Below are 25022 nucleotides of genomic sequence, written 5' to 3' on the forward strand. Positions count from 1 at the left end.
CCCGCTCTCCATGGGATAGAGTCTGCGTCTGTTCGATCAGTGTGACTGATCAAGCTCTGGAAACTGGATTGTTGACGCTGTACTCACTCACGTGGCGCGCCAACAAATTCAGTTAACCTTGGTACTTTTTAATAACCAAAGTTGCGTTTGTGCCGCCAAAGCCAAAGCTGTTTGACATTACGGTTGTTAACTCTGCATCACGTGCTTCTGTCACGATGTCCAGACCTTGAGCTGCTTCGTCCAAGTTTTCAATATTGATGCTTGGAGCAATGAAGTTTTTGTCTAGCATAAGTGTTGAGTAAATCGCTTCGTGCACACCAGCGGCGCCTAGTGCGTGACCAGTCATTGCTTTTGTTGCAGAGATTGCTGGGCTGTTCTCACCAAACAATTGTTGGATCGCACCAAGCTCTTTCACGTCACCAACTGGTGTCGACGTGCCGTGCGTGTTGATGTAATCCACACCGTCAACGTCTTGCATCGCCATCTTCATACAACGGATCGCGCCTTCACCTGATGGTGCTACCATGTCGTAGCCATCTGAAGTCGCACCGTAACCTACGATCTCACCGTAGATTTTCGCGCCACGTGCTAGAGCGTGCTCAAGTTCTTCGATAACCAGCATGCCGCCACCGCCAGAGATAACGAAACCATCACGGTCCGCATCATACGTACGAGATGCTTTGTCTGGAGTGTCGTTGTATTTCGTTGACAGCGCACCCATAGCGTCAAACATCATGGTTTGAGACCAATCAAGCTCTTCACCGCCACCAGCAAAAACAATGTCTTGTTTACCAAGTTGAATAAGCTCCATCGCGTGACCGATACAGTGTGCAGAGGTAGCACATGCAGAGCTCATTGAGTAGTTCACACCACGAACCTTAAATGGCGTAGCAAGACAAGCGGAAACCGTAGAAGACATAGTACGAGGAACCATGTAAGGGCCAACTCGTTTTACGCCTTTTGCGCGCATCGTATCTGTCGCTACCGTTTGGTTATATGCAGAAGCACCGCCAGAACCCGCAACGATACCGGTACGATCGTTTGAAACCTGATCCTCTGTAAGACCAGCGTCTGCGATTGCCTGCTCCATTGATAGGTATGCATAAGCAGCCGCATCACCCATAAAGCGCATCTGCTTACGGTCGATGTGTTCCGCCGGGTTGATTTTTAGGTCACCCCATACTTGCGAACGAAGACCGTGTTCTTTGAACTGCTCAGATGCAGTGATGCCAGATTTGCCCGCTTTAAGAGACGCTAGAACTTCTTCGACGTTGTTACCGATACTTGAAACAATACCCATACCGGTGATTACGACTCGTTTCATTATGACATTCCTATAATTCAAAAATCCGCTAGATGATAACTAAGATAGTCAACAAAAGTGGTCAGCTTTCCCATAAATTCGTACAATCGCCCCATTCTTACCGCGCCAAATCACAAATTTGCACCATTATGACTTCAATAAAAAACGCAGAACTTGGTTGGAACGAAGCTGGTACTCCGGTTTCAGACCAATTTGATGATGTTTACTTCTCTAACGTAAACGGTCTTGAAGAGACACGCTACGTTTTCTTAAAACAAAATCATCTCCCAGAAAGATGGCAGGAATTTGACCAAAGACGTTTTGTCATTGGTGAAACAGGATTTGGCACGGGATTAAACTTCTTGGCAGTATGCCAGTGGTTTAGTGAGTTTCGTCGTCAGCATCCAGACGCAGCATTGAAAGAGCTGCATTTTATTAGCTTTGAAAAATACCCGCTAAGCCAAGCGGATTTAAAGAAGGCGCATAAAGCTTGGCCTGAGCTAGCTGAGTACGCGGAAAAGTTACAAAAACACTACCCTGCCGCCGTACCTGAGTGTCACCGCATTGTGCTTGAAGATGGCGCAATTACACTCGACCTTTGGTTTGGCGACATCAAAGACTGCATGCCGCAAGTCCCATACAACGAACAAGGTTTGATTGACGCTTGGTTTTTAGATGGATTCGCGCCAAGTAAAAACCCAGAAATGTGGAACCAAAATCTGTTCAACAACATGGCTAAGTTAGCCAAGCAAGACTGTACAGTTGCCACTTTTACCGCAGCGGGCTTTGTGCGTCGAGGATTAAACGAAGCAGGCTTGGCAATGAAAAAGGTCAAAGGCTTTGGCACCAAGCGTGAAATGATCGCAGGTTCGATGGAACAACGCGAAAAGCAGTCGAACCACCTTCCGTGGTTCAATCGCACGGCGTCCAGCAATCTTGATTCGATTGCCATAATCGGAGGTGGTATTGCCAGTGCAGCGTTGGCAAAAACGTTGGTTCGTCGTGGCCAAAACGTCACGCTTTACTGCAAAGACACTCAACCAGCCGAAGGAGCGTCGGGGAATCGTCAAGGGGCCGTGTATCCATTGTTGAACGGTCCTCATACTGGTGTTTCGCGTGTGTTTGCGCCTGCATTTTTGTTTGCAAGACAATTTATTGAACAAGCTGCGGAGTCAGTTACATTCGATCACGATTGGTGTGGTGTAACTCAGCTAATGTGGGATGAAAAATCTGCTGATAAGCTGGAAAAGATGCTTGCGGGTAATTTTCCTTCTGAATTGATTCAAAAACTGTCCGCCGAGGAAACTGCGAATACTATCGGATTACCTATCGATATGTCGTCTGTGCACTACCCTATGGGAGGATGGTTGTGCCCTGCCGAGCTAACGCGTGGGTTAATCAGACAATTAGAACAGACATCGTTACTCTCAACGAAGTTTGAACATCACGTTGAAGCATTAAATTGGGATGAAGAGCATCAGCTTTGGACACTAACCGTCAATGGTCAAACATTTGAGCACTCAACCGTTGTGATTGCGAATGGCCATGAGTTCCAGACATTGAGCCAAACCGCTTCCCTGCCGATGGGACAGGTGAAAGGGCAAGTCAGTCATGCTCCGGCGACCGAAACGCTGAGTCAATTGAAAACGGTATTGTGTTACGACGGCTACATGACGCCTGTTAACCCAAACAATCAGCACCTGTGCATAGGCGCGAGCTACGATCGCAGTCACCTAGACTACGAATTTGATGAAAACGCTCAGAAGGATAACGCAGAAAAGTTAGTTAAGTGCGTACCGAACCAAGAATGGCCAAAAGAGGTAGATATCAGGGGCAATCGATCTCGCCAAGGTATTCGCTGCGTGAGCCGAGATCACTTACCATTTGTCGGAAATGTGGGTGACTTTGAGACGATAAAAACGCAATACGCCAACTTACAAAATCAAAAAGCAGAAGAGGTAGAAACCGTTCATCAGTTCACTAACTTATTCTGCTTCTTAGGTTTAGGATCTCGTGGGCTGAGCTCTGCACCATTGTTAGCTGAAGTGTTGGCCTCGCAAATCTGTGGGGACCCGCTGCCATTACCTGTTGATGTATTGACCGAACTTCATCCAAGTCGAATGTGGGTTCGTAAACTAAGAAAAGGCAAAGCCATTACTGAGCTGTAAGAGTATCCTCTCGTTTACATTCCCGACGCAAATATGTGTCGGGAATCACTAACTCATTAAGTCACTCGTGTTGAAATTACTTCAGCCGTGCAATTGCCTGTTTCACTTGTTCTGCCACTTCCGGATTTACCGCCTCACCAGACTCCACGTCAAAGTTCTCGTAGAAGCTCGGCACAGATAGCGATGCTTTCACATCTGCTCCGAAAAATTGCGCGGAACCTGTTGCCGCAGCAAGAACGCTCTGTGCGCCACCCGGACCAGGAGAAGTTGCTAGGTAAACGACTGGCTTGTTTTGGAATACGTTGCGCTCAATGCGCGTTGCCCAATCAAACAGGTTTTTATACGCTGCTGGGTATGAACCGTTATGCTCTGCAAAGGAAACAACAATAGCGTCAGCCTCAGCCAAATCACGTAAAAATGCGACAGCACCTTCAGCTTGACCAATTTCTTTTTCTTTGTCTTCGCTAAACATCGGTACTTGATAATTGTTTAAGTCTAAAACGTTCACGTGAGCGCCTTCGACTTGGTTTGCTGCGTAAGTAGCAAGTAATTTGTTGATTGAGGTAGAGCTGGTAGATGCACCAAATGCGACAATTTTCATGGTTGTAATCCTTTGTTCACGTTTTATGCTGATCAGAATAAAAGTTGAACAGTTTCGCTACAACCACAAAAATTTTATGGAGAGGTTCGAATTTTTCGAAGTAGTAAATGACTTGGACTAATAAATGGAGAACGACGTTCAGAGATTAAGCCTGAGCCTGCAGTTCTTGCCACAAGTCACTGACGATCGCGCGATCAGCTGGGCTTAATTCGGTACGAGCGTCTTCCAAACTGCTCTCAATGCGTGACTTCAGCTCAGTAATATCGCTAATGCCTTCTTCTTCACAAGATGCCGCAGACAAAGAGATGTGACCACGTAGATAACCACCAGCAAACAATTCATCGTCAGATGCTGTTTCAATTCGAGCATCAATCAGTTCCAGTAGTTTTTCTTCAAATTCAATAATCATGGTGTATCTCTGAGGTTATTTGAGGTTATTTAACGCAAAAGTCTGACGCTTCCAGCGGCTTGGTTTGGTAAAACGCACGCAGAGCATCCGAAAGCATTTTCACTCGCAAAGGCAAGCCAGCTTCCAAAATACCCAACACTTCTTTATGCACTTTCTGCATAAAGCCGAGCCTATCTGGTTCAAAATCGCCGTGTAGATTGTCACAACTCACCGTAAAAGGGAAGCCAGCACTTTGTGCCAGAATCCATTCATAAGCTTGCGGACGCACTTCAACTTTCTCAAACTCCGCTTGAACTTCTGCCGTGCGCCCATCAGGTTCATACCAATAGCCAAAATCTTCCAGCAAACGACGCTCAGGCCCTGCCACACACCAATGCGAGATTTCGTGTAATGCGGAGGCATAAAAACCCCGAGCAAAAATAATCCGATGATGAGGATGCTCATCATCAGCAGGAAGATAAATAGGCTCATCACCACCTAACTCCAATTTCGTATTAAATTGGTCTAAAAAGGTGTCATTGAAAATGGTGATAAGGTCTTGGTATTCGTGGGTCATCGTCGAGTTTGTACTTCAGTTTGACATGCGCTGCGTATTGTCGCTGTTTTTATCTATAAGGTAAAGATGCTCCCACAGTTTTGGTTATTAGTTGAATTTATCTGAACATCGCTTTCTCCATATAATTTCTCATTCGTCAGCGTACTCATTTGCTACTACACTCTCGCCTTATTTTGATGCTGCTCAAACTGCTGTTTTTTAAGCGGTTTGATTACAGGCATGTTGCTGGTTTTAATCACTTTTTAAGAATGATAAAACCTTTTGTAAGTATTGTTGCTGCGCCTACGATGATTCATGTAGAACGTAGTAACTTTTTACGTTGAGTGTCTCTCTATGTTGCTAAGTGTGTTGTATATCATTGGTATCACGGCTGAAGCCATGACAGGTGCGTTGAGTGCTGGTAGAAGAAAAATGGACTGGTTTGGTGTTATGTTGGTGGCCAGTGCAACGGCCATTGGTGGTGGCACCGTACGTGACATTTTACTGGGGCACTACCCTCTTGGTTGGGTAAAAAACCCAGAGTTCCTAGCAATCACGTGTGTTGCGGGTGTACTTACCACAGGCTTAGCTAAATGGGTGATTAAGCTAAAAGGTCTATTCATCCGCCTTGATGCGTTAGGTTTGATCGTGTTCAGCATCATCGGAACTAAGATTGCGATGGGCATGGGCTTACACCCTGGAATCTGTATGGTTTCAGCGCTAGTAACTGGTGTATTCGGTGGGCTACTCCGCGACTTAATCTGTCGCCAAACACCGTTGGTACTGCATGAAGAACTTTACGCTTCTGTCGCTCTTATCGCATCAGGAATGTACTTAGCGCTATTAGAATTTAATGTTCCCGATGTAACAGCCACTATCATTACACTGATCACCGGTTATATGCTGCGTATGGCCGCGGTACGTTTTAAGTGGCGTCTTCCTTCTTTCAATTTGGAAACGGAAGGCTCACTCCATTAATTTAAATCTAAACGCGTAGTGAAAACACATTAAAAAAGGCTGCTCATTGAGCAGCCTTTTGTCTCTCTATCAAGCTTATTTTTAAGCTTAAATCTTCGGTGTTTCAGTTGTTACGCCATGGTTCTGACCACGATGACGCAGCAAATGATCCATCACCACAATCGCGAGCATCGCTTCAGCAATTGGTACGGCACGAATACCCACACAAGGATCATGACGACCTTTGGTGATCAATTGAGTTGGCTCACCTTCTTTTGTGATGGTCTCACCCGGAACGGTGATGCTTGATGTTGGCTTAAGCGCAATGTTAGCCACAATGTCTTGACCAGTTGAGATACCGCCAAGAATACCGCCCGCGTGATTACTGCCAAAACCTTCAGGAGCAAGCGTATCACGGTGTTGACTGCCTTTTTGGTTTACCACATCAAAGCCATCACCGATCTCAACGCCTTTCACCGCATTAATGCTCATTAGCGCGTGCGCGATGTCTGCATCCAGACGGTCAAATACAGGTTCACCAAGACCAACAGGCACGTTAGTTGCCACAACCTGAATTTTCGCGCCAATTGAGTCGCCTTCTTTTTTCAGGTCACGGATAAGTTGGTCAAACGCTTCTACCTTGTCCACATCTGGGCAAAAGAACGCATTGTTTTCGATTTCGTTCCAATCTACCTTGTCGATAGAAACATCACCCATTTGTGACAAGTACGCGCGAATCTCAACACCAAACTCATCTTTCAAGTATTTCTTCGCAATTGCACCCGCCGCCACTCGCATTGCGGTTTCACGAGCAGACGAACGGCCGCCACCTCGATAGTCACGGATGCCATACTTTTGGTGGTAAGTATAATCAGCATGACCCGGACGGAATTTATCTTTGATGTCCGAGTAATCTTTTGAGCGCTGATCGGTGTTTTCAATTAGCAAACCGATCGATGTGCCTGTGGTTTTGCCTTCAAAAACACCAGAAAGAATTTTAACTTCATCCGGTTCACGACGTTGTGTGGTGTAACGTGATGTGCCTGGACGACGGCGGTCGAGATCGATTTGCAGATCTGCTTCTGTAATTTCTAACCCCGGAGGACATCCGTCTACGATACATCCCAGTGCGATACCGTGACTTTCCCCGAATGTCGTCACTCGGAAATGTTGTCCGATACTGTTTCCTGCCATTACTTCCTCAAGTTTTTATCGCTACGCCCTCTCAAACCAGAGCGCAACTGCTTTCCAATTCTTCGTGGATTCATAGTGGCTTTATTACGTTTTGATGTAAAGAGTTAATATCGGCGAGTTATGTATAAAAAAACACCGAGCATAAAGCTCGGTGTTTTGACGTTTAGTGCAAGACCCTATTAGTCTTTGTACAGTTTGAACTCTTCGGCACACTCAACCAGCTGATCACGCGTTAGCATGAATACGCCGTGACCGCCGTTCTCAAACTCAATCCAAGTGAACGGAATCTGTGGGTACTGTTCCATCATATGAATCATTGAGTTGCCAACTTCACAGATAAGAATGCCGTTATCTGTTAGGTAGTCTGGTGCGTTTGCAAGAATACGACGCACAAGTTTTAGGCCATCCGTACCGGCTGCTAAACCAAGCTCAGGTTCGTGTGTGAACTCGTCTGGCAGGCTGTTCATGTCTTCTTCATCCACATATGGTGGGTTAGACACGATCAGGTTGTACTTCTCTTTTGGTAGGTCGCGGAACAAGTCAGAGCGAATTGGGAACACTTGTTGCTCCATGCCATGATCTTGTACGTTTTGCTCAGCCACTTGTAGAGCGTCTGTAGAGATATCAATCGCATCCACTTCAGCTTCAGGGAACGCGTGAGCACATGCAATTGCGATACAGCCGCTGCCTGTACATAGGTCCATGATGCGCGCTGGCTCTTCCACCAACCAAGGTTGGAATTCAGCTTGAATCAACTCACCAATTGGAGAACGTGGCACGAGTACACGCTCGTCAACGAAGAACTCAAGACCGCAGAACCAAGCTTTGTTGGTTAGGTATGCAGTTGGTGTACGTTCATTGATACGTTTTACTACACGCTCAACAATACGCAGACGCTCGCTGGTCGTTAGGCGAGAGTTCAGTACGTGCGGAGGCACATCAATCGGCAAGTATAAGGTTGGCAGGATAAGCTGAACCGCTTCATCCCACGCATTATCAGTACCATGACCGTAAAACAGGTTCGCTGCGTTAAAGCGGCTTACCGTCCAACGAATCATATCTTGAAGGGTATGCAGCTCCGATACCGCTTCTTCTACAAAAATCTTATCCAAAATTGCCTCCGAAAAGCGCTACAATACTGCCAATAAAAGTTTATTAATGAAATTGTTTACCTAATGAGCAAAAAAGACACCGAACACGATGACGATTTCGCCTTGTTTCAGGAAGCAGTACAGGGCGTAAAAAAGTTGCGACAGGATACCATAATCCAGCAACCAAAAAAAAATACTAAGCAAAAAGAAATCAAGCGCTCCAACCGTGAAGCGAGTGATTCTGAGTTTTACTTCTCCGACGAGTTTGTCCCTCTCTTAAATGAAGATGGCCCAACTCGTTATGCACGTGACGACGTCTCCACTTATGAAGTTAAACGTCTGCGTCGCGGCGTGTATGTACCGGACGTATTCCTCGATATGCACGGCATGACACAACAAGAAGCTAAACGCGAACTTGGTGCGATGATCGCCTACTGCGTCAAAAACGAGATTCACTGTGCGTGTGTGCAACATGGCATTGGTAAACACATCCTGAAACAGAAAGCGCCACTTTGGTTAGCACAACACCCAGACGTAATGGCTTTCCACCAAGCGCCACTAGAATTCGGCGGTGATGGTGCGTTGTTAGTTTTGCTCTCGATTCCAGAAAAGTAACTAGCTCACTGTAGAAGCAATTAAACAAAAAGGCAGGAAATTTCCTGCCTTTCTTCATTCTATATCTAATGTTTAAATGCTTATTTGGTTTCGACGCTTATGGCGTAATATGCCACAGCACTTCACCGTTTTGCGTTTGTAGATCGTATTCAATACACACTAGACCTGATGTAGGGAACATCGGTGGTGCCATGTCTTTTACAAACTCTGAAGTGAGATAGCCAACCAAAGGCAAGTGAGAGACAAGCAGAAGCGAGTCTAGTTTTTCCACTTCAATCAATGCACTTGCAAAATCAAATACATGCTCAGATTGGCCGTAAGGTGTAATATCTTCACAAGTTTCGATGCTTTTTGCAGCAAAATACTCGCTGATCTCTTGCCAAGTTTGTTGAGCTCTAATGTACGGACTCACCAACACTTTATCGAATTGCGCAAAACCTTGTTCTTTACAGGCTCTCGCAACCGCTTCTGATTCGACTCTGCCTCTTGGGGTCAATTGTCGTGCTGCGTCTGAATCTGCAAAATGCTCGGCTTCGCCGTGACGCATGATGAATATTTTCATGTTATTTCCTAGGGATAGCTAACGCTACCAAAAGGTTGACTGCTATCTTTATTAGATAGACGGGGCTAACTTTAATAATGACGAAACAAAAATACTGATATAATTATCTGTTCATTATACCAATTCGCTTGCTAAAGATAGCGACTTTCTTAACAATCTATTAAAAAGAATGTACTCAGTTCATCACAGTATTTAACTGTGCTATGAGTTCAGAGCATTCATTCAAACAGTTCTTCCCCATACGCAAACGCGATGGGCCTGTGCAGAAGTCTACGAATAACAAAAATACGGCAAGCAGTATTTGTCGAAACGCAAACTTTGCGCCCCCTAGCTAGGGGTTCATAATTACTGTAATGCGAAATCTGGAGACGCATCGTGCATCTAAGTCCTAACGATTCAAATCAATACCGCTACATTACCCTGAGCAATGATCTGCGTGTACTGCTGATTCATTCCGAGACAGCTCAACAGTCAGCAGCTGCTCTAGCAGTGAACGTTGGACACTTCGACGACCCAAACGATCGCCAAGGTCTGGCACACTATTTAGAACATATGCTTTTTTTGGGTACGGAAAAATACCCTAAAGTGGGCGAGTTTCAAAGTTATATTAGCCAGCATGGAGGAACAAATAACGCTTGGACGGGTACTGAGCACACTTGTTTCTTTTTTGATGTTACTCCGAATGCCTTTGAAAATGCCTTAGATCGATTTAGCCAATTTTTTACCGCACCATTGTTTAACGAAGAAGCTTTAGACAAAGAACGCCAGGCTGTCGACTCCGAATACAAACTCAAACTTAATGACGATTCTCGCCGCCTGTATCAAGTCAACAAAGAAGTCATCAATCCAGATCACCCTTTCTCTAAGTTCTCAGTCGGCAACCTAGATACATTAGGTGACCGAGATGGTAAATCCATCCGCGACGAAATTGTCGAGTTTCACCACTCTCAATACTCTGCCGATCTCATGACGTTGACGCTCTTTGGGCCGCAGTCGCTCGATGCTCAGCAAGCGTGGGTAGAAGCCATGTTTGCCAATATCCCAAACCACCACCTTCGTGGAAAATCGATTGATGTCCCCATTAGCACCAAAGAAAGTACCGGGATTTTAGTTCAAGTTGAACCAATCAAAGAATTTCGAAAACTCATTCTCACCTTCCCAATGCCGGGAATGGATAAGCACTACGGCGTTAAACCACTCTCTTACTTCGCGCATTTACTCGGCTATGAAGGCGAAGGCAGCTTAATGCTCCAGCTAAAAAATGAGGGCTGGATTACGTCGCTTTCTGCGGGAGGCGGCGCAAGTGGTAGCAACTATCGAGATTTTACGGTTAGCTGCACACTGACCCCACAGGGTCTCAACCACGTTGACGACATCATCCAAGCGGTTTTTCAATACCTCTCGATGATCAAACAAGACGGCCTAGATGAATGGCGCTATCTCGAAAAACAAGCGGTGCTTGAGTCGGCGTTTCGTTTCCAGGAACCATCTCGACCAATGGATTTGGTTAGCCATCTTGTTATCAATATGCAGCATTATCAGCCAGACGATACCATTTATGGCGACTACAAAATGGCGGGCTATGATGAACAACTGCAGCGTTCGTTGCTGCAATACTTAACCATCGATAATGTCCGCGTAACCCTGATTGCAAAAGGACTGGAATACAACCGTACTGCCGAATGGTACTTTACTCCGTATTCCGTCACGCCTTTTAGTGATGAACAACGCCGCTTCTATCAACAAATCGATCCAAGCTGGCAGTTCGTCTTACCAGAAAAGAACCCTTATATTTGCTACGATCTCGATCCCATGCCGTTCGAAAATGGTGGTTCACTACCAGAGTTAATTGAAGATCTCGAAGGCTTCCGACTTTGGCATTTACAAGACGATGAATTTCGCGTGCCAAAAGGCGTTGTATATGTCGCTATCGACAGCTCTCATGCTGTTGCATCACCGAAGAACATTGTCAAAACTCGCCTATGTGTCGAGATGTTCCTCGACTCGCTAGCAAAAGAAACCTATCAAGCTGAAATCGCAGGGATGGGTTACAACATGTACGCTCACCAAGGCGGGGTTACCTTAACCCTCTCAGGGTTCAGCCAAAAACTGCCTCAATTGTTGGAAATGATCCTGCACCGTTTTGCTTCTCGAGATTTCAGCCCTGCACGCTTTGAAACCATCAAGCAGCAACTGTTACGTAACTGGAGAAATGCTTCACAAGATCGTCCTATTTCGCAGCTGTTTAACGCACTTACAGGGCTACTTCAACCCAATAACCCGCCTTTCGCAACCTTAGTCGAAGCGCTAGAAGAAATCGAAGTCGATGAACTCTCAGTATTCGTAGAATCAATTCTTGCAGAGCTGCACGTTGAAATGTTTGTTTACGGAGATTGGCAGCGTCAACAAGCGCATGACATGGCGACGACCTTAAAGGATGCCCTAAGAGTAAAAGAGCAGCGTTATGAAGAGGCGCTCCGCCCACTCATCATGCTGGGAAAAAACGGCAGTTTTCAACGTGAAGTACATTGCAACCAGCAAGATTCGGCGGTCGTTATTTACCACCAGTGTGAGGATATTGAGCCTCGTAGCATTGCTCTATACTCATTGGCGAACCATCTCATGTCGGCAACATTTTTCCACGAGATCCGCACAAAACAGCAATTAGGTTACATGGTGGGCACTGGCAATATGCCACTTAACCGTCATCCGGGTATTGTGCTTTATGTGCAGTCACCCAATGCAGCGCCTGCCGAGCTGGTTACGTCAATCGATGAGTTCTTAAATGCCTTTTATATGGTGCTGTTAGAACTGAACGATTACCAATGGCATAGCAGTAAGCGCGGCTTGTGGAATCAAATAGCGACGCCGGACACCACACTGCGAGGTCGTGCTCAGCGTCTTTGGGTTGCAATAGGAAACAAAGACACCGAGTTTAACCAACGTGACAAGGTACTTGCTGAACTGAAGAAATTGACCCGAGCAGACATGATTCGCTTTGTCGTTAATGAGTTGAAACCTCGCACGGCAAACCGATTGGTCATGCACTCTCAAGGGCAATCGCATTCGGACGCTCCGCGCATCCACTTAGGGCAAGAAATTGGATCGATTGAAGAGTTCCAACTTAGGCCAAAAGATTGCGGCTTAGGATGATCTAATTGCGCAGTAATAAAATTATCGATTAGTAAGTATATACCCACAAACCAATGAGGTTGTGGATCTCATAAATAGAATCGACACCATAATTGGCAGAAAATTGAAATTACGCCATTGCGGCTTATGCTCTAATTACCACACTAAAAATAAATTAATGAGGTAATCATGAAAAAAGCACTACTACTTGCTGCTATTATACTGCCACTGGCATCTGCACACGCTGAAATCTCGGTGAAAGGTGATGGCTTTGAGCTAAGTAACGACTGTGTCCGCCTAAGCGGAGACAATGTTTCCATCAAATCAGATGATTGCTCTTCAAAACAGTGGAAAGATAAAGACAACAAAGGCAACAGCAGCGTTCACGGGGACGACAACCCAGGTAAAGGCCACAATAAAGATAAAAAAGACAAGAAGAAGTAACTATTTCTTATTTATGAAAAAGGCTTGCCACTGGCAAGCCTTTTTTCTTTACCGAAGCAACGCTTAATAGAATGTGGTTCCCTCTCCAGCTCGAGTAAGCAAACCATCACACGGTGCGTAACGATCGCCGTACTTCGATGCAAACTCATTCATTTTCTCAACCAGTTCTTTAATGCCAAACTGATCCATATAACGGAATGGACCGCCCAAGAATGGAGGGAAACCAATGCCAAATATTGCACCAATATCACCATCACGTGGCGAGCGAATAATGCCGTCATCCAAACAACGTACCGCTTCATTCAGCATTGGTAGTACACAGCGCAACGCAATATCGTTATCACTCAACTTAGATTCAGGGTCGAGCTTAAGCAGCTTGTAGATAGATTTATCGACTTCTTTCTTCTTACCTTTGTAAGTGTAGAAACCTTTCCCGCTCTTACGTCCTTTGCGACCGTCATTCAATAAGATATCGAACACGTCCGGGCCTTTGAATCGCTCACCTAACTCGTTGACTAGAATCGGCATGATCTTCGCGCCAATGTCGACACCGACTTCATCCAGTAAGGTAATCGGGCCGACAGGGAAACCAAAATCAAGCAACGCCGTATCAATCTTTTCGATCGGTTCGTTAGCCAGCAGAATATGCGCCGCTTCGTTCATGTATGGCGCAAGAATGCGGTTCACGTAAAAGCCCGCTTTGTCTTTCACTACGATCGGGGTTTTACCTTGCTTTTTAGCAAGTGCAACGACTGTTGAAATGGTTTCATCTGATGTTGTTTCATGCGGAATCACTTCCACCAACGGCATTTTTTCTACCGGGCTGAAGTAATGCAAACCCACTACGTTTTCTGGACGCTCCGCTTTTTCTGCAATTTTGTGGATTGGTAACGAAGAAGTATTAGTCGCAAAGATGGTTTCCGGCTTGGCATTCGCTTCAATATCCGCCACCATTTTTTGTTTAAGATCTAAGTCTTCAAAAACGGCTTCAATTACGACATCAATATGATTAAAGCTGGTAAAGTCGACACCGCCAGACAGTTGCAACATTTTCGCTTGCAGATCGGCTTTTGATAGAATGCGACGTTTACGCTGTTTCTCGAATAACTTGTAGTTATAGTTGAGTGCGTTTAGAACGCCATCGTTGCTGACGTCTTTGATGCGGACAGGCACCTTCGCTTTTGCAACAGACACATGGCTGATTCCTGCGCCCATCAAGCCACCGCCAAGCACGCCAACTTTATGAACTGGCGCGGGTTTCGCATCCGTACCATTTTCTTTCTTCATTTCAGTTGTCGCAAAGAAGATAGAACGGAGCGCTTTTGATTCAGAGCTCATCACAAGCTCACCGAAGCGTTTCGCTTCAAGCTCTTGTCCTTGGGCGAAACCTTTCTCTAAACCATGCTGAATAACGTCTAAAATCGCGACCGTTGCAGGATAGTTACCACGGGTTTTCTGATTGGTTTTCTTCGCTGCCTGTTCAAACACAAACTTGCGCCCTAACCCGCTACCCGACATCACTTTTTCTTTCATCGATAGCTTTTTCGTACCCTTGTTTTTACCTTTGTCGATAAACTGTTTGGCTACGTCGAGCAAAATGGTGTCAGGGACACAGGCGTCCACAACGCCCAGTTTTTTAGCTTTCTTCGCACGAAGTTGTTTACCCGTCAGGATCAAGTCCAACGACGGTAACAGGCCAATCAAACGTGGCAGACGCTGAGTACCACCAGAACCTGGCAATAAACCAAGTTGTACTTCTGGCAGGCCTAAACGCGTTTTATCTGAATCCGTACAAACACGATAATCACATGCAAGAGCAAGCTCTAAGCCACCGCCCAAACATGGACCGTGAATAGCGGCAACCACAGGATATGGTAAGTCCGATAGCTGCTGGAATAGCTCTTGACCTTGCCTCGCTAATGCTTCTGCTTCACTTGCGGTCGTGCACGCTTCTAGCATGCGAACATCGGCCCCCGCGACAAAGTTGTCCGGTTTTAGGGAATGAATGATCATCCCTTTGATGCCACTGGCGTCTTTTAGCTGAGCAAAGATTTCTTTCATTTCATCAGCAAAAGCCGCCTGTAGCGTATTCATTTTTTCATTAGGTACGTCAATCGCTAACCAAGCAATATTCTGCTCATCAACTTTTAGACTAAATGCTTTTTGCTCGCTCATTACTCAACCTCCAGAATCATTGCTGCACCAAGACCGCCAGCTGCACATGCGGTATTCAATGCAATACCGCCACCACGGCGTTTCAGTTCACGTAGGGTTTGCGTCATCATACGTGCACCAGTCGCAGCAAATGGGTGACCATAAGCAATTGATCCGCCAAGCACGTTGAACTTATCCATGTCGATTTCACCGATCGCTTTCGAACGACCTAGATTTTCTTGAGCAAACTTATCTGAAGCAAACATCTTCACATTCGCCAATGCTTGCGCAGCAAACGCTTCGTGCATGTCGATCAACGTCAGATCAGACAGTTCCAAGCCTGTATTTTCTAGCACTTTCGCAGTGGCATAAGTCGGTCCCATCAGCATGTCCTTTTCCACACCAATCGCTGAAAATGCGTAGCCGCGGATGTAGCCAAGAATCTCCATGCCAAGCTCTTTCGCTTTACCTTCGCGCATCAACATCACTGCCGCACCACCATCAGTCAGTGGCGTACTGTTAGCTGCCGTAACACTGCCATACTGGCGATCAAAGGCAGGTCGAAGTTTCGCGTACCCTTCTACGGTTGAGTCGTGACGGACATTGTTGTCTTCCGAAATCCATTTTTTGTATGGTTCGGGAAAAGCCGTCATCACTTCACCTTGGATCTTACCTTCTTTCCAAGCTTGGGAAGCCAGCGTATGAGAGCGATGTGCAAGCGCATCCTGCTCTGCACGAGAAATACCATGCGTCTTTGCCATTTGCTCCGCAGTTTGTCCCATCGACAAGCCCGTCGAGTATTCGGCTACTGCAGGAGGCACTGGCATAAGGTCTTTAAAGCTCAAGTTTTTGAGGATGCTAAGCTTCTGACCCATTGTTTTTGTCTTACTTAGAGCAAGCAGATTAGCGGCCAGTTTCTTAGATACGCCAATAGGCAGGACGGAAGAAGAGTCTGCACCACCAGCAATACCGATATCGATGGTTCCCGCCATGATGCTTTCTGCGACATTGACCGCCGCTTGAAAACTCGTTGCACACGCACGAGTCACACTGTAAGCATCAGTATGGATGTTCATACCGGTGCCTAACACAATTTCTCGTGCGATGTTTGGCGCTTCAGGCATTTGTACTACTTGTCCAAATACCACTTGTTCGATTAACTTCGGATCAATATCTGTTCGAGCAAGCATTTCGCTTACTACCATTTTCCCTAAATCGACCGCTGGCACTTGGCTAAATTCCGTGCTTTGACGAGCAAAGGGAGTTCGAAGCCCCGCGACAATAGCGACACGCTCACCATTGCGTGTTTTTACTTCCTGCTTGCCCATTGTTTCTCCTTAAATACAAGAGGTCTGACCTGATGCATTGTAATGAATTTGTTAAATTTATCAAACGTGCGTTTAAATAAACGTGAAGCAAGTAGATCAATTACTCTACTTCTTTGATTCTTATGCGATTAATAATGATTAACTATAGAGAGTTAAAACGGTAAGAGGTATATGGAAGGTAAAATCGAAGCAAAAAAAAACCACACATAACTGTGTGGTCGGAATATCTATAAAACAATTAACTTACGCCAATTGAAAATTAATCAGTTTCCTGATTAGGAGAAAGTAAAGTCAGCCTTCAAAAGGAAGTGTCATCTTGCTCAACATGTTAGTCACAATGACTAACGAGATGACAAGATGTACTATAACCCCTTCACTGCTTGATATTTTGAAATAGATCAATTTTATAGTGATTTTACGAGCTTTAAGCACATCTAAAAGGCTCAGCGATGCAAACCTATTCAAAAATTCACCGCTAGCAGTCTCTTTTTATGTCCCATCGAATGAACTTATCCAAACCATTGATTACTAATGATGATATTGTTAACAATCTTTACCAATTCATGTTCGATGATATTTGGCATTTGCGTATACACTTTTAAGTAACCACATAGCTTATTGTGTCAGAGGTTATCTACGACACACGCTCAACCGAAACCGCGAGGCTATTGAAAAGTAAAGTCATGCTCAGAACAAATAAAAAACTCACAGAGCGAGGATGGAGGCTCCTGTGGCCATATTAAAAATGTTTGGAAAGAAAAATTCCAACAGTCCGGTCAACTCTGATATGGACAAGCAAAGAAAATACGAAGCGCTCGTCCGAGGATACCATCGTGACTTATATCGCTACGCATACTGGTTGTGCAAAGATAAAGCGATAGCGGAAGATCTAGTTCAGGAAACCTGTCTTAGAGCTTGGAAGTCACTCGATAGTCTCCAGGATGAAAAAGCAGCCAAGTCTTGGCTCATCACCATATTGAGACGAGAAAATGCGCGCCGCTTCGAACGTAAACAATTTGATTTAGTTGATATCGATGATTATGGCAATGATGCTAAAGTCAGCGATGACCCACATCATCAGCAAGAATGGCTGCAAGCACAGATCATGAAACTCGATGTTGAATACCGCGAACCTTTATTTCTCCAAGTTGTCGGTGGTTTCAGCGGAGAAGAGATTGGCGACATTCTTGATTTAAATAAAAATACAGTGATGACTCGATTATTTCGCGCTCGTAATCAACTCAAAGAGATGTTGGATTCTCAAGATACTAAGAGAGGACAAAAGAATGGATGATTTAGAATTTCGTCGTCGTATTTTGTCGGATCCAAAACAAAAGGATGAAGAGATTCTGCAAGCTTTAGCTGGTAGCGACACCAACAATAAGTTTGTTGATGACATTTTGGATCTCGACGTAAAAATTAAACAAGCCATGAATGTGGATGTACCTGAAGATCTCGCTGATAAGATTTTATTTAGTCAGACGTCGAGTGCACTTGATGAAGAGAAGGTCGTCAGACCAAACTTTGTGCGCAAAGCAATGGCACTTGCCGCTTCTATTGCGTTCACCGCAGGATTATTAGTTGGTCAAGTAAACTGGGGAAATGTTTTGGTTTCTCCAGCACAAGCCAGTTTAGCTGATACCGCGATGAAACACGTTATTCATGAAGAACCTTTTGTTCGTCATCTTGATGAGGATGTACCGAGCTCGCAAATTAATGCGAAAATGTCGCCATTTCATTACCAGTTTAGTGAAAGCTTTCCATATCACGTTTACTACCTAAACCACTGCGGTTTTGGCGAATCCAATGCGGTGCATATGGTATTCCAAGGTCCAAAAGGTAAAGTAACGTTATTTATTACTGGTATTCCTAGCGAACAAAGTACCGACTTTAATAAGGATGGCATGACCGGAATCGTTCAGCCCGTCGGGAGTTCAAGCTTGATTTTAGTCGGAGAAGAAGGTGAAAATATTGATGCTATCGCTACGACTCTTGCATCAATGATTAAACCGATGTAATAACTTCGACGATTGCCAGCCTTCAAAAGGTTAAATGCCGCTAAATGATCTTATTTAGCGGCATTTTTGTATAAATAGAACACAAAACATTCACCCTTGCTATAGCATTTAGAGCTTAAACTCTAAATTATGCATTTTAAGTGCAATTTCCCGTCTTTTAGACATCATTTCTGCAATTTTTATTCAATTTTATCCAATGGTCGGATTTGTCCAAGCAACTATTGATACTACTATCTGCGCCACTGAGCAAAAGCTCAATTTATCGTCCAAAGAGACGAATCTAATAAGGAAAAACAAATGACTCAGAACACGCGTCTGTTTAAAAAGACTCTCCTAGCAGTAACGGTAGCTTTTGCCTCAGGTCAATCGATGGCAGCGGGTTTCCAAATCAACGCTCAATCAGCAACTGGCATCGGCCGTGCATTTGCTGGTGATGCAGTAATCGCAGATAACGCCGCGGTAATGGCTCGTAACCCAGCAGCAATGGCTCTATTTGATAAAATGGAACTTTCGCTAGGTTTCGAAAGCATTACTTCAATGATTGAAGTGAAAGATGCGAAATATAACGTTAATACTCCTTTGGGTTCCAGTACTGTAAATGTTGCTGACACTGATGATGTGGGTGATACGTCAATAGCTCCAAACATTCACCTAATCGTTCCAGTAAATGACAAGTTTGCATGGGGCGTAAACGCATACTCTAATTTCGGCACTAAAACTGAATTTTCAGATAACTATACCGCAACCGAGTACGGTGGTCTTACGGATGTAAAAAGCTTCAACTTTGGCTTTGCGGGTTCTTACCGTTTAAACGAACAATGGAGCTTTGGTGCTGGTTTAGATTTAATCTACGGCCAAGGCACAATGAAGCGTACAACTAGCTCTTCAGTCCCACGGGTTGGCGGTCAAAAAATTCTGGACGTAGATAAAGCTGATGGTTGGGCTGTTGGTTTCAACGTTGGTACTGTGTACGAACTAGATGAAAACAACCGTTTTGGTCTAGCGTATCGTTACAGCCCTGAATTTACAGCAAAAGACGACAAAGGTCAGGAAATCACGCTACCTCTACCAGATATGGCCGAGTTTTCTGGTTTCCACAAAATCCAAGACACTAAGTTTGCTGTACACTACAGCATCCAATACATCGGTTGGAAAGATTTCGACCAAATTGATTTTGAGAACCTAAATCAGGGTTTACTTAAAGGTGGTTACTCGAAAGACTATCAATGGCAAGATGGCTGGCACTACGCAATTGGTGGTACTTACTACCTAAACAACAACTGGACACTTCGTGCTGGTTACATGTACGACACAAGCGCTCAAGATAAAGTAACGTCTATCTCGGTACCAGATTCAGATCGCCAGTGGTTCTCAACAGGTTTCTCTTACCATATTGATAATAGCTCAAACATCGATTTTGGCTTCACATACTTGTTAGGTGAAGATGTAAAAGTTAATGAGAATACTCAATTAGTTCCTGGTCTTTCTACCGGTGTAACAGCAACAACTCATGCTGACGCAATTCTATTCGGCTTACAATACAGCCGTAGCTTCTAAGCGCTTCGCTGTTAGTTAGTAGAAAAATACTTTATATAAAAGGCTGGATTTCCAGCCTTTTTTCATATCTGCGATTTATTGCCCACTCAATTTGAGTGAACACGTGTATCTAAATCTCACAATTAGGACGCACAGCTGTTCGCTGAATTCCATTTACAAGCCCTTCACAGTTAGATTATTAAACCACCCAAACAACACTTGAAAGCATAATATTCCAAATGACTGTTTGTGCTGGATTTTCATTTCTAAAGTAAAAACTCTACCTTTAAACTTTCGTCCCACGTTATAAACAAATCAGCGAACATTCGAATGAAAACCAACAAGACTCTTCTATCAACAGCAGTGGCATTAAGCCTACTTGGCACAACGGGCATGGCTAACGCAGCAGGTTTCCAACTTGCTGAATATTCTGCAACAGGCCTAGGTCGAGCATATGCTGGTGAAGCAGCAATGGCTGACAACGCAAGTGCACAATGGCGTAACCCAGCAATGCTAACTTATTTGGAAGGCACTCAAGTGTCCGTTGGTGCAATCTATGTGAACCCAAATATTGATATTGAAGGTGATGTAAACTTCCACGGTAGTACTTCTTCTGCATCTTCAGATGATTTCGCACATGATGCAATCATTCCAAACTTCTACCTATCACACCAATACAATGAGAAATTCGCGATTGGTTTGGCATTTGGCACCAACTACGGCATGGAAACCGATCTAGGTAAAAGCTTTGGTGCATCACACTTCGGTAACGAAGCAAGCGTAACGACAATGGAAGCGAACTTAAACGCAGCTTACAAAGTCAATGAATCAATCAGCGTTGGTGGTGGTATCCGTTACATCATCGGCGAAGGCAGCTTTGGCGCAGCAGCTCCTAAGAATAACGTTGTAGGAAAGCACCCTTTAACTGGCGATCCTATCAGTGTTCCTCAAGGTACCGCTCTAAAATACATGGAAGGTGACGATACCGCTTGGGGCTGGCAAGTTGGTACTGCATGGCAGATCAATGAAAATAACCGTATCGGCTTCGCGTACAAATCTGAAGTTGAACTGAAGCTTGAAGGCCATGCTGAAGGTCTAGGTTTTGGCTTCGGTACTTCTGAGCTTCCACAACTACGTGACAACGGCTACATGTACCTAAACCTGCCTGCAACGGCTGAGTTGGCAAGCTTCCACCAAGTAACAGACCAACTTGCGTTACACGCAAGCTTTAACTGGACGGATTGGAGCTCTTTCGAGAAATTGGAAGCACGCCTAGATACCGCTGGCACGCATATGGTTAAAGTAGAAAACTGGGAAGATAACTACCGCTTTGCTGTTGGTGCCACTTACCAGCTTGATCCTAAGCTAGCGCTACGTACTGGTATTGCATACGATACTTCAGCGGTAAGCGACAAAAACCGTACGATCACTATTCCAGAAACTGACCGTACTTGGCTAAGTATTGGTGCAACGTACGATTGGACAAAAGACTTCAGCCTAGACGCTGGCTTCACCTATATTTTCGCGAAAGACGCACCAATCGTTGAGTCTCGTGGTTACAAGTCAGACGACGCTGCAGAACAAGTCGGCGGCCAATTCGTAGGCGAAACTACGGGTAATGTTTGGCTAATCGGTGTTCAAGCAAACTACCGTTTCTAACCAAACAGCAAAAATACAAAAAAGGTTTAGCATCAGCTAAGCCTTTTTTTATTTGTATATTGTAAAGAACAGCGCTTAAAAGTCTTCTAGGTATTCGTCTAAATACTCTTCTTCTTCGATGTTAACTTCTTCCACCGTTTCAACTTCTGCTTTAAAGTTTTGACGCTGAATATAAACATCGCGAGTAAGAATATATGGATCCGGCGACGAGTCTAACTGTGCTTCTTGCGGTACTAATAAAGCACGCTTCTCCATGCCTTCAAACGCCCACTTACCCAAACTCGCCCAGAAGTTGAGGTAAGAGAGGGGTAAATACGTACTATCTACGGTATCTGTCACTTCACGTAAGGTATACGGGCCATAACCTGGAATCATGAAGTAAGGGCCATTTCCAACACCATAGTGGCCTACTGCATCACTGAACGCTTTCTCGTCATATTTCGTAATACCCGCGGCACTTGCAATATCGAATAAACCGAAAATACCAAACGTCGAGTTAATCCAAAAACGGTTAAAGTGGTCCACGGCTTTCGTGCCGTTACCCATGACTAAGTTATTAACCATGCTGGCTGGCTCATCTAAGTTCGACAAGAAGTTAGCGATACCGGAACGAATAGGAACTGGCGTGTATTCCACATACGCAAGTGATACAGGACGAACCAAATACGGATCTAAATATTCGTAGTTGATTTCCCACATGGTTCGGTTAAAGCCTTCCAACGGGTCATACACATCAGAAGTCGTTTGATTTGTTTCTTGTCCTGTTACTGCTTCATCAGGCGCACTTGAACAGCCAACCAGTCCAACTGCAAGCAGTAACAAGAAGGTAGATTTACCCTTGTTATACATTTTATTTTCCATAACGACTATTAATGTACCTAAGTCACCCAATGAACCGTTGTACGTATGTTGAGCAGTATACGTAGTAAAGATGACTCAGATATGGGAATAAATAAAGGCCAGCAATCGCTGGCCTTCGGTATTCTACTCGATCGTTTAAAGTCATACCACTAAAGGCAACAGACTCTACCCCGTTGTCATATTTCAGAGACAGACGCTAACGATTAATATTGCTGATCAATGGTCACGTCTACTGGTGCGCCAAATTCAACGACGTCACTTTCTCCGTGCCAATCTTGATCACGCGTTGCTACGTTACCGTCAGAATCTATACGCACACGGACGATTAGCTTATCGAGTGAAGATAACTTTTGTCCTTGCATCATGGCATTGCCATCATCTAATACGACTGTGCGAGGGAAAGTACCTAGCGGATAACGAGCAGCAGCCACAGGCATTGGGGAGCCATCTGAACGATGTACTGACACAATCAGAACTGCGTTTGGATCCAACTGAGCATTTGGTACCACATTAATTGTCACAGCAACACTCTTATCCGGTGAAACCGCTTCGCCCATTTGCTTACGAGCACTCTCAATACTGCGTGACAACATCTCGTAGCGGCTATCTTCTGGACCAATCATTTGCTGCATGATTCCCCAGTACTTGATGGCTGCCGGGAAGTCTTGACGCTCAAACGCATCGAACGCTAACAAAGAAAACACACGCAGATCGACATAGTCTTGCTGCATCAGCTTGCCGAGTAATGAGCGAGCCGTCGCTTGATCCATTTCCTCTTGAGACAGCATCAGAGCTTGTGCATAACCCAACATCACATCTGGGTCTTTTGGCTCTAGGCGGTATGATTTTTCCATCGCATCGATAGCCGTGGTGACATCACGATTTGCTAACGCAATACGACCTAACAGTAACCAACCTGTCGAGTCTTCCGGCTGGTAATGTAAGCGAGTTCGAAGGGCAAGGGTCAAATCCGCCATTTCATCGTCACTCAACGGCTCAGAAGAAGCCGACATCAGCTTTTTCGATAACTCAGGTAGATTTGCAGACACTTCTTGCCATTGAACAATATCGTCTGACGCGCCAAATTTGTAATACAAGCCATAGCTCAACGCCACCGTCAGAATTACCGATGGAACTAAAACCGCGATTGGTGAAACCTTGGTTTCTTTTTGCGCTTTATCACCCGGAATATCGTCAAGGAGAGACTGCTTTAGATCAGAAATCAGTTCGTCTTCGCTTTCAACCAGCCCTTCGTCGGTTTCTTCTGCAAGCTCAGATAGACGGTCTTTATAAAATGCCTTGTTAAGCTCATCGCGTAACACATCATCATTGTTCGCTTTTTGTTTAAGCAGCGGCAAAGCCACCAGCGCACAAGCAATAAGCGTAAGAGCAACGGTGGAAATCCAAAATAGTGTCATTACTTCTTATCTCCGTTGTTCTCTTCTTCAAGCAATGCTTTTAAGCGAGCCTCTTTTTGCTCATCCCATTGCTCGTCACTGCTCGCTTTTGCCTTAACTTTAGATTTACGGCTACGCAGTACAATCAAACCAAAACCACCCAATACTACAGCGAGTGGCCCTAGCCACAAGATCGCAGTCGCAACCGTAAATGGTGGGTTGTAAGTCACGAAGTTACCGTAACGGGCGATCATGTAATCAACAATCTCATCTTTGGACTTACCTTCTTTGGTCATTTCGTACACCTTATGGCGTAAGTCCTGAGCAAGTTCAGCGTTAGAATCCGAGATCGTGTTGTTCTGACATTTAGGGCAACGGAGCGTATGGCTTAACTCTTTGAACTGCTGTTCTTGTTCCAAATTATCAAACTCGTACACTTCAATGGCCGCATGAGCAGCAAGAGATAATGTCATCGCAGCAAAAACGGCAAGAATTAGCTTTCTCATTGCTTCGCCTCCTCAACCAATTTGTTGTAAAGTGGCTCCAGTGTTTCTGACCAATTACGTGGGTTTACATCCCCTACATGGCGATAGCGAATCACACCATTTGCATCAATAATGAATGTTTCTGGAGCACCATAAACGCCAAGGTCAAGGCCAAGCATACCACTGCCATCAAATAGGCTGATCAAGTACGGGTTGCCGAGATCATTCAGCCAACCTATTGCTTTATTACGATCATCTTTGTAATTCATACCGATGATCTTAACGCCCTTACCCGCCAATTCGTTTAGGTATTTATGCTCTGCATAACACGTTGGGCACCACGTTGCCCAAACGTTCAAGAGCAACGGTTCACCTTTAAAAATTGATTGGTCGTACTGTTTTCCAGGCTCAGCCAGGTCTTCTAAATGAAATTCAGGAACTGGCTTGCCAACCAAAACCGACTCCAATTTCGTTGGATCATCGCCCTCTTGGTTACGCATTAATTGGGTTGCGAAAATGCCCGCTAGAATCATGAAAGCGACAAGCGGAATAAATAAGATTTTCTTATTCATG

The 25022-nt window shown here is 44.8% G+C and carries 22 protein-coding genes; 9 read left to right on the forward strand and 13 right to left on the reverse strand.

The window, feature by feature from the left end; translation table 11 throughout:
- Positions 1 to 112: 112 nt before the first annotated feature.
- Complete coding sequence (fabB, locus tag ACWYVB_RS10330) at positions 113 to 1324, reverse strand: beta-ketoacyl-ACP synthase I (protein WP_457528891.1); 1212 nt, start codon at positions 1322 to 1324, stop codon at positions 113 to 115.
- A gap of 128 nt (positions 1325 to 1452) precedes the next feature.
- Here fabB and mnmC point away from each other — a divergent pair, with 128 nt between their 5' ends.
- The gene (gene mnmC, locus ACWYVB_RS10335; RefSeq protein ID WP_395222181.1) at positions 1453 to 3471 is read left to right on the forward strand and encodes a bifunctional tRNA (5-methylaminomethyl-2-thiouridine)(34)-methyltransferase MnmD/FAD-dependent 5-carboxymethylaminomethyl-2-thiouridine(34) oxidoreductase MnmC; all 2019 of its coding nucleotides are present in this window, start codon (positions 1453 to 1455) and stop codon (positions 3469 to 3471) included.
- A gap of 76 nt (positions 3472 to 3547) precedes the next feature.
- Here mnmC and ACWYVB_RS10340 read toward each other — a convergent pair whose 3' ends face one another.
- The 3 genes from ACWYVB_RS10340 to ACWYVB_RS10350 all read right to left on the reverse strand — a co-directional run bounded on the left by ACWYVB_RS10340 (position 3548) and on the right by ACWYVB_RS10350 (position 5037).
- Positions 3548 to 4072, reverse strand: a complete 525-nt coding sequence (locus tag ACWYVB_RS10340; RefSeq protein ID WP_248381314.1) for an NADPH-dependent FMN reductase — start codon at positions 4070 to 4072, stop codon at positions 3548 to 3550.
- Positions 4073 to 4217: 145 nt separating this feature from the next.
- A complete protein-coding gene (locus tag ACWYVB_RS10345; protein WP_005397926.1) occupies positions 4218 to 4481 on the reverse strand; it encodes a YfcL family protein in 264 nt (87 codons plus the stop codon).
- Positions 4482 to 4506: 25 nt separating this feature from the next.
- The gene (locus ACWYVB_RS10350) at positions 4507 to 5037 is read right to left on the reverse strand and encodes an elongation factor P hydroxylase (protein ID WP_012841543.1); all 531 of its coding nucleotides are present in this window, start codon (positions 5035 to 5037) and stop codon (positions 4507 to 4509) included.
- 333 nt (positions 5038 to 5370) lie between these two features.
- Here ACWYVB_RS10350 and ACWYVB_RS10355 point away from each other — a divergent pair, with 333 nt between their 5' ends.
- Positions 5371 to 5994, forward strand: coding sequence for a trimeric intracellular cation channel family protein (locus tag ACWYVB_RS10355; protein ID WP_074191661.1), 624 nt, complete (start codon positions 5371 to 5373; stop codon positions 5992 to 5994).
- 87 nt (positions 5995 to 6081) lie between these two features.
- Here ACWYVB_RS10355 and aroC read toward each other — a convergent pair whose 3' ends face one another.
- A complete protein-coding gene (gene aroC, locus ACWYVB_RS10360) occupies positions 6082 to 7167 on the reverse strand; it encodes a chorismate synthase (RefSeq protein ID WP_005397911.1) in 1086 nt (361 codons plus the stop codon).
- 179 nt (positions 7168 to 7346) lie between these two features.
- Entirely contained in the window at positions 7347 to 8279 is a 933-nt protein-coding gene (prmB, locus tag ACWYVB_RS10365) for a 50S ribosomal protein L3 N(5)-glutamine methyltransferase (protein ID WP_005397909.1), read from the reverse strand.
- A 63-nt stretch (positions 8280 to 8342) separates the two neighbouring features.
- Between prmB and smrB the strand changes: the two genes are divergently transcribed.
- Positions 8343 to 8873, forward strand: coding sequence for an endonuclease SmrB (smrB, locus tag ACWYVB_RS10370; RefSeq protein ID WP_046875553.1), 531 nt, complete (start codon positions 8343 to 8345; stop codon positions 8871 to 8873).
- A gap of 97 nt (positions 8874 to 8970) precedes the next feature.
- Here smrB and sixA read toward each other — a convergent pair whose 3' ends face one another.
- The gene (gene sixA, locus ACWYVB_RS10375) at positions 8971 to 9435 is read right to left on the reverse strand and encodes a phosphohistidine phosphatase SixA (RefSeq protein ID WP_005397904.1); all 465 of its coding nucleotides are present in this window, start codon (positions 9433 to 9435) and stop codon (positions 8971 to 8973) included.
- A gap of 375 nt (positions 9436 to 9810) precedes the next feature.
- Between sixA and ACWYVB_RS10380 the strand changes: the two genes are divergently transcribed.
- Both ACWYVB_RS10380 and ACWYVB_RS10385 read left to right on the forward strand, forming a co-directional pair.
- A complete protein-coding gene (locus tag ACWYVB_RS10380) occupies positions 9811 to 12588 on the forward strand; it encodes an insulinase family protein (protein WP_047010316.1) in 2778 nt (925 codons plus the stop codon).
- 168 nt (positions 12589 to 12756) lie between these two features.
- On the forward strand, positions 12757 to 13011 hold the full coding sequence (locus tag ACWYVB_RS10385; protein ID WP_046875551.1) for a hypothetical protein: 255 nt from the start codon (positions 12757 to 12759) through the stop codon (positions 13009 to 13011).
- A 63-nt stretch (positions 13012 to 13074) separates the two neighbouring features.
- On the opposite strand, the gene fadJ is transcribed toward ACWYVB_RS10385, so the two are convergent.
- Together fadJ and fadI are read right to left on the reverse strand one after the other, a co-directional pair.
- Positions 13075 to 15186: a fatty acid oxidation complex subunit alpha FadJ gene (gene fadJ, locus ACWYVB_RS10390; RefSeq protein ID WP_395222182.1), complete on the reverse strand. Its 2112-nt coding sequence runs from the start codon at positions 15184 to 15186 to the stop codon at positions 13075 to 13077.
- Positions 15186 to 16493 carry an acetyl-CoA C-acyltransferase FadI gene (gene fadI, locus ACWYVB_RS10395; protein WP_005394284.1) on the reverse strand — a complete coding sequence of 436 codons (1308 nt, stop codon included), beginning with the start codon at positions 16491 to 16493 and terminating at the stop codon, positions 15186 to 15188. Before fadI ends, fadJ begins: the two co-directional genes overlap by 1 nt.
- A 718-nt stretch (positions 16494 to 17211) precedes the next feature.
- Between fadI and ACWYVB_RS10400 the strand changes: the two genes are divergently transcribed.
- The 4 genes from ACWYVB_RS10400 to ACWYVB_RS10415 all read left to right on the forward strand — a co-directional run bounded on the left by ACWYVB_RS10400 (position 17212) and on the right by ACWYVB_RS10415 (position 21706).
- The gene (locus ACWYVB_RS10400; RefSeq protein ID WP_029836529.1) at positions 17212 to 17787 is read left to right on the forward strand and encodes a sigma-70 family RNA polymerase sigma factor; all 576 of its coding nucleotides are present in this window, start codon (positions 17212 to 17214) and stop codon (positions 17785 to 17787) included.
- Positions 17780 to 18511, forward strand: a complete 732-nt coding sequence (locus ACWYVB_RS10405) for a DUF3379 domain-containing protein (RefSeq protein WP_005394287.1) — start codon at positions 17780 to 17782, stop codon at positions 18509 to 18511. The genes ACWYVB_RS10400 and ACWYVB_RS10405 overlap by 8 nt, the downstream gene beginning before the upstream one ends.
- Positions 18512 to 18808: 297 nt before the next feature.
- The gene (locus ACWYVB_RS10410; RefSeq protein WP_104974918.1) at positions 18809 to 20068 is read left to right on the forward strand and encodes an outer membrane protein transport protein; all 1260 of its coding nucleotides are present in this window, start codon (positions 18809 to 18811) and stop codon (positions 20066 to 20068) included.
- A 309-nt stretch (positions 20069 to 20377) separates the two neighbouring features.
- A complete protein-coding gene (locus ACWYVB_RS10415) occupies positions 20378 to 21706 on the forward strand; it encodes an outer membrane protein transport protein (protein WP_256894492.1) in 1329 nt (442 codons plus the stop codon).
- A 75-nt stretch (positions 21707 to 21781) separates the two neighbouring features.
- On the opposite strand, the gene ACWYVB_RS10420 is transcribed toward ACWYVB_RS10415, so the two are convergent.
- The 4 genes from ACWYVB_RS10420 to ACWYVB_RS10435 form a co-directional block, all read right to left on the reverse strand.
- Positions 21782 to 22555, reverse strand: a complete 774-nt coding sequence (locus ACWYVB_RS10420; protein WP_005394290.1) for an MlaA family lipoprotein — start codon at positions 22553 to 22555, stop codon at positions 21782 to 21784.
- Between the two features lie 215 nt (positions 22556 to 22770).
- Complete coding sequence (gene ccmI / locus ACWYVB_RS10425) at positions 22771 to 23985, reverse strand: c-type cytochrome biogenesis protein CcmI (RefSeq protein ID WP_258431088.1); 1215 nt, start codon at positions 23983 to 23985, stop codon at positions 22771 to 22773.
- Positions 23985 to 24470 (reverse strand): cytochrome c-type biogenesis protein, encoded by a 486-nt coding sequence (locus tag ACWYVB_RS10430; RefSeq protein ID WP_005380519.1) that lies wholly within the window; start codon positions 24468 to 24470, stop codon positions 23985 to 23987. Before ACWYVB_RS10430 ends, ccmI begins: the two co-directional genes overlap by 1 nt.
- On the reverse strand, positions 24467 to 25021 hold the full coding sequence (locus tag ACWYVB_RS10435; RefSeq protein ID WP_005380518.1) for a DsbE family thiol:disulfide interchange protein: 555 nt from the start codon (positions 25019 to 25021) through the stop codon (positions 24467 to 24469). The genes ACWYVB_RS10430 and ACWYVB_RS10435 overlap by 4 nt, the downstream gene beginning before the upstream one ends.
- Position 25022: the final 1 nt, after the last annotated feature.

This window comes from Vibrio sp. JZG10 (assembly GCF_054064075.1).

Bases quoted from the DNA above. Each gene is read 5' to 3' on its own strand.
- smrB (WP_046875553.1), top strand. From the start codon at position 8,343: ATGAGCAAAAAAGACACCGAACACGATGACGATTTCGCCTTGTTTCAG.
- ACWYVB_RS10340 (WP_248381314.1), bottom strand. From the start codon at position 4,072: ATGAAAATTGTCGCATTTGGTGCATCTACCAGCTCTACCTCAATCAAC.
- ACWYVB_RS10345 (WP_005397926.1), bottom strand. From the start codon at position 4,481: ATGATTATTGAATTTGAAGAAAAACTACTGGAACTGATTGATGCTCGA.
- ACWYVB_RS10415 (WP_256894492.1), top strand. From the start codon at position 20,378: ATGAAAACCAACAAGACTCTTCTATCAACAGCAGTGGCATTAAGCCTA.
- ACWYVB_RS10405 (WP_005394287.1), top strand. From the start codon at position 17,780: ATGGATGATTTAGAATTTCGTCGTCGTATTTTGTCGGATCCAAAACAA.
- aroC (WP_005397911.1), bottom strand. From the start codon at position 7,167: ATGGCAGGAAACAGTATCGGACAACATTTCCGAGTGACGACATTCGGG.
- ACWYVB_RS10435 (WP_005380518.1), bottom strand. From the start codon at position 25,021: ATGAATAAGAAAATCTTATTTATTCCGCTTGTCGCTTTCATGATTCTA.
- fadI (WP_005394284.1), bottom strand. From the start codon at position 16,493: ATGGGCAAGCAGGAAGTAAAAACACGCAATGGTGAGCGTGTCGCTATT.
- ACWYVB_RS10385 (WP_046875551.1), top strand. From the start codon at position 12,757: ATGAAAAAAGCACTACTACTTGCTGCTATTATACTGCCACTGGCATCT.
- ACWYVB_RS10355 (WP_074191661.1), top strand. From the start codon at position 5,371: ATGTTGCTAAGTGTGTTGTATATCATTGGTATCACGGCTGAAGCCATG.
- ACWYVB_RS10420 (WP_005394290.1), bottom strand. From the start codon at position 22,555: ATGTATAACAAGGGTAAATCTACCTTCTTGTTACTGCTTGCAGTTGGA.
- ACWYVB_RS10410 (WP_104974918.1), top strand. From the start codon at position 18,809: ATGACTCAGAACACGCGTCTGTTTAAAAAGACTCTCCTAGCAGTAACG.
- ccmI (WP_258431088.1), bottom strand. From the start codon at position 23,985: ATGACACTATTTTGGATTTCCACCGTTGCTCTTACGCTTATTGCTTGT.
- ACWYVB_RS10430 (WP_005380519.1), bottom strand. From the start codon at position 24,470: ATGAGAAAGCTAATTCTTGCCGTTTTTGCTGCGATGACATTATCTCTT.
- sixA (WP_005397904.1), bottom strand. From the start codon at position 9,435: ATGAAAATATTCATCATGCGTCACGGCGAAGCCGAGCATTTTGCAGAT.
- fabB (WP_457528891.1), bottom strand. From the start codon at position 1,324: ATGAAACGAGTCGTAATCACCGGTATGGGTATTGTTTCAAGTATCGGT.
- ACWYVB_RS10350 (WP_012841543.1), bottom strand. From the start codon at position 5,037: ATGACCCACGAATACCAAGACCTTATCACCATTTTCAATGACACCTTT.
- mnmC (WP_395222181.1), top strand. From the start codon at position 1,453: ATGACTTCAATAAAAAACGCAGAACTTGGTTGGAACGAAGCTGGTACT.
- fadJ (WP_395222182.1), bottom strand. From the start codon at position 15,186: ATGAGCGAGCAAAAAGCATTTAGTCTAAAAGTTGATGAGCAGAATATT.
- ACWYVB_RS10400 (WP_029836529.1), top strand. From the start codon at position 17,212: ATGGAGGCTCCTGTGGCCATATTAAAAATGTTTGGAAAGAAAAATTCC.